General features: G+C 67.8%; 3 protein-coding genes and 1 pseudogene. 2 read left to right on the forward strand and 2 right to left on the reverse strand.

All coding sequences use genetic code 11. The annotated features are described in order from the left end of the window. A partial coding sequence (gene nhaA / locus MFF30_RS23950) for a Na+/H+ antiporter NhaA (RefSeq protein WP_238282657.1) occupies positions 1 to 745 on the reverse strand: 745 nt, incomplete at its 3' end. Positions 746 to 900: 155 nt separating this feature from the next. Between nhaA and eno the strand changes: the two are divergent. Next, a pseudogene (eno, locus tag MFF30_RS23955) lies at positions 901 to 1049 on the forward strand (phosphopyruvate hydratase); the annotation flags it as partial. 203 nt (positions 1050 to 1252) lie between these two features. On the opposite strand, the gene MFF30_RS23960 reads toward eno, so the two are convergent. After that, a complete protein-coding gene (locus MFF30_RS23960) occupies positions 1253 to 2248 on the reverse strand; it encodes a LysR family transcriptional regulator (RefSeq protein WP_238282658.1) in 996 nt (331 codons plus the stop codon). Between the two features lie 172 nt (positions 2249 to 2420). On the opposite strand from MFF30_RS23960, the gene MFF30_RS23965 reads away from it, so the two are divergent. Next, a partial coding sequence (locus MFF30_RS23965) for a carbon-nitrogen hydrolase family protein (RefSeq protein ID WP_238282659.1) occupies positions 2421 to 3423 on the forward strand: 1003 nt, incomplete at its 3' end.

Raw genomic sequence — 3423 nt, forward strand, 5'->3', positions numbered from 1 at the left:
GACGATCCCCCTGCGGCCGGGCCGGGCTCGGCCGCAGGGGGATCGTCAAGGCGAGGAGTACGCCCGCGATGGTGGCATGGATGCCGGACCCGAGGACCAGGACCCAGAGCAGGGCCCCGAGCCCGAGATAGGGCGACAGGCGGGTCACGCCGGCCCTGTTCAGCCCGACGAGGACGAGCAGCACGAGCCCGGCCCCGCCGAGCATCGGCAGCGACAGGTCTGCGGTGTAGAACGCTGCGATGATGAGCACTGCGCCGAGATCGTCGAGGATGGCGAGCGCCGTCAGGAAGATCTTGAGTGAGACCGGGACGCGGGACCCCAGCAGGGTCAGCACGCCGAGGGCGAACGCGATGTCGGTGGCCGTGGGAATTGCCCAGCCGCGCAGGGTCTCGGGGGACGACCGATTGACCGCGACGTAGACCAGGGCCGGCGCGAGCATGCCGCCGAGGGCCGCGATCCCCGGCAGGACCCGGTCGGGCCAGGTTCGCAGGCGGCCGTCGAGCACCTCGCGCTTGATCTCCAGGCCGACCAGCAGGAAGAACAGCGCCATCAAGCCGTCGTTGATCCAGTGCAGCACGCTGAGGCCACCGACATAGGTCTTCAGGATCGTGACATAGGCCTCGGACCAGCCGGAATTCGCGACCACCAGGGCGATCGCGGCGCTCGCCATGAGGATGAGGCCGGCGCTGGCGCCACTGGTGATCAGGCCACGCAGGGCGGATGCGGGGCGGGCGAGGAAGGGCATCGGCACAGGTCTCCGCCGCTGGCGGCCCGACCAGCGCTGGCTCAACCTGCCGATCCGACACTTCGGACCGTGCACCCGGGGCGAGCTATCGCATCGATGCGGGCCTCCCGCAATGCAGCGGCGCGCGCAAGATGGACAACACCGTACAGTCCGACATCCTCGACGCCATCGGCGGCATGGACGCCGAGGATGAGATCGCCATCGACGAGGCGTGATCGAGCTCGACGGCACCCCGAACAAGAGCCGGCTCAGCGCCAAAGCGATCCTCGGCGTCTCGCCCGCCTTCGCCGCAGCGGCGGCCGAGATCGCCCTGAAGGCGTTCGCTCGCCACCGAGCATGAAAGGGATCTCTGCGTCTGCTTCAATCAATTGTCGTGTGTAAGCCGCCAGTCGCACAGCCACACAACCTCACCGTCGCGGTCTCATGTGAGGTGGTTGCCGCCGCGGGCAATCCACGTCCTCCGACCTGTCGCCCGTGAGCGCATCCGCGGTTCAGGAACGCCACCCATCAGGTCGCCGAATTGAACAACCGCAGGTGCTGAGAAGAGGCGGCACAGTGTGGTGGCTGCGGGGAGGCTTGGTTTCGGGGAGACTTGGCTTCAGGCTGCCGGAACTGGACGTCCGACGTGAAGGTGTCCTTGAGGTAGGCCATGACGGCACGGACCCGAGGGGCGAATTGCAGGTCCGCGTGGACGTTGAGCCAGAGTTCCCGCACGGTGAATGCGGTGTCGTGCAGGACCGGGACGAGGTCGTCGCGCGCCGTCACCGCGAAGCTCGGCAGAAGAACGAGGCCGAAGCCTCCGAGTGCGGCACTCTTCTGCGCAATCATGCTGTTGGACCGGAACACCGTCTGGGGCTCATCGAGGAGGTCGTCCAGCCAGCGGACGCAGTCGACCTGAACGAGATCGTCGACATACGAGACGAAGTGATGCTGCTTGAGTGAGCGCAGGTCGACGGGGCATCCCTGCCGCGCGAGGTAGCTCGGCGCCGCATACAATCCGAGCCGGAATGCCCCGATCTGCTGCGAGATCAAGCCTTTTCCGGGCGGTTTGAAGAAACTGAGAAAGAGGTCGGCCTCGCGGCGGTTGACGTAGACGGTCTGGGCCGAGGTCACGAGGTCGACCGTCAGGGCGGGGTGGCGCTCCCGCAGGCCCCAGAGACGCTCGGCGAGGTACAGGGAGGCGATCCCCTCCATCGTGGCGAGACGGACGCGACCCCCGATGCAGCCGTTCCCGGGGTGATCCTCGTGCTGGAATGAGATGACCGCGCTCTCGACCTGTTCGGCATGCTGGAGCAGGCGCTGTCCCACGTCGCTGAGGCGCAAACCCGATGGCAAACGCTCGAACAGCGCGAGACCGAGGGCACTTTCCAGGCTGGCGAGCCGCCGGCTGACGGTGGATTGGTCGACCCGCAGGCGCTTGGCGGCGGCGGCGAGACTCCCGCCCCGAGCCGCTCCCAGAAAGACTTTGATGTCGTTCCAGTCCAGGAGATCGAACGTCTGCATGGTCTTCAGGATCGCAAGATACGCGCCAGAGAATGGCAAGATATACGCCGGACTCGGTTCGCGATCGCCCCTTGAGGCTGCCCCTCGGGGACATCCTGCAAGGCGCCTTGCAGAAATGCCGGCTTTGCAGGGCGCGTCCGCGCCGTAACCTCGCCGTGGAAAGGGAAATCCCATGCTTCCACGGTTCAAGGCCGCCGCCGTTCACGCGGCACCCGTCTTCCTCGATGCGGCCGCGACCACCGCCAAGGCGGTCGCCCTGATTGAAGAGGCCGCCCGTGCCGGCGCCGCGCTGATCGCCTTTCCCGAGACCTTCATCCCGGCCTTCCCGGTCTGGGCGGCTCTCTCGGCTCCGATCGACAACCACGATCTGTTCGCCCGCATGGCCGAGCAATCGGTACTCGTCGACGGTCCGGAGGTGGCGCGCATCCGGCAAGCGGCGCGGGCGGCGGGAATTTTCGTGTCGATCGGCATCAGCGAGCGCTCACCCGCCAGCGTGGGCTGCCTCTGGAACGCCAACCTCCTCATCGGCGAGGACGGCACGATCCTCAACCATCACCGCAAGCTGATGCCGACCTACTACGAAAAGCTCGTCTGGGCGCCGGGCGACGGGGCCGGGCTGAAGGTGGTGGAGACGGGCATCGGCCGCATCGGTCAGCTCATCTGCGGCGAGAACACGAATCCGCTCGCGCGCTACGCCCTGATGGCGCAGGGCGAGCAGTTCCACATCTCGTCCTGGCCTCCGGTCTGGCCGACGCGCCGGCCGAAGGGCGGGGGCAACTACGACAACCTCGCCGCCAACCGCCTGCGGGCGAGCGCCCACTGCTTCGAGGCCAAGGCGTTCGGCCTCGTCACGGCGGGCGTGCTGGACGAGGCAGCCTACGACTTCCTGGCAGCCCGCGATCCTGGCGCCGCCGACGTCCTCGACGGGACTCCGCGCGCCGCCTCGTTCTTCGTCGATCCGACCGGGGCGCAGATCGGCGAGGCGCTCCAGGAGGAGGGCATTCTCTACGCCGAGATCGACCTCAACGCCTGCGTCGAGCCCAAGCAGTTCCACGATGTGGTCGGCTACTACAACCGCTTCGACGTCTTCGATCTCGCGGTGAACCGCCAGCGGCTCGCGCCGGCCCAGTTCCGCGACGGCCCCGCGCCCGCCCCCGAACCGGTGCCGCCGGTGG

The sequence above is a fragment of the Methylobacterium goesingense genome (assembly GCF_022179225.1).
GTDB lineage: Bacteria > Pseudomonadota > Alphaproteobacteria > Rhizobiales > Beijerinckiaceae > Methylobacterium > Methylobacterium goesingense.

Bases quoted from the DNA above. Each gene is read 5' to 3' on its own strand.
- MFF30_RS23960 (WP_238282658.1), bottom strand. From the start codon at position 2,248: ATGCAGACGTTCGATCTCCTGGACTGGAACGACATCAAAGTCTTTCTG.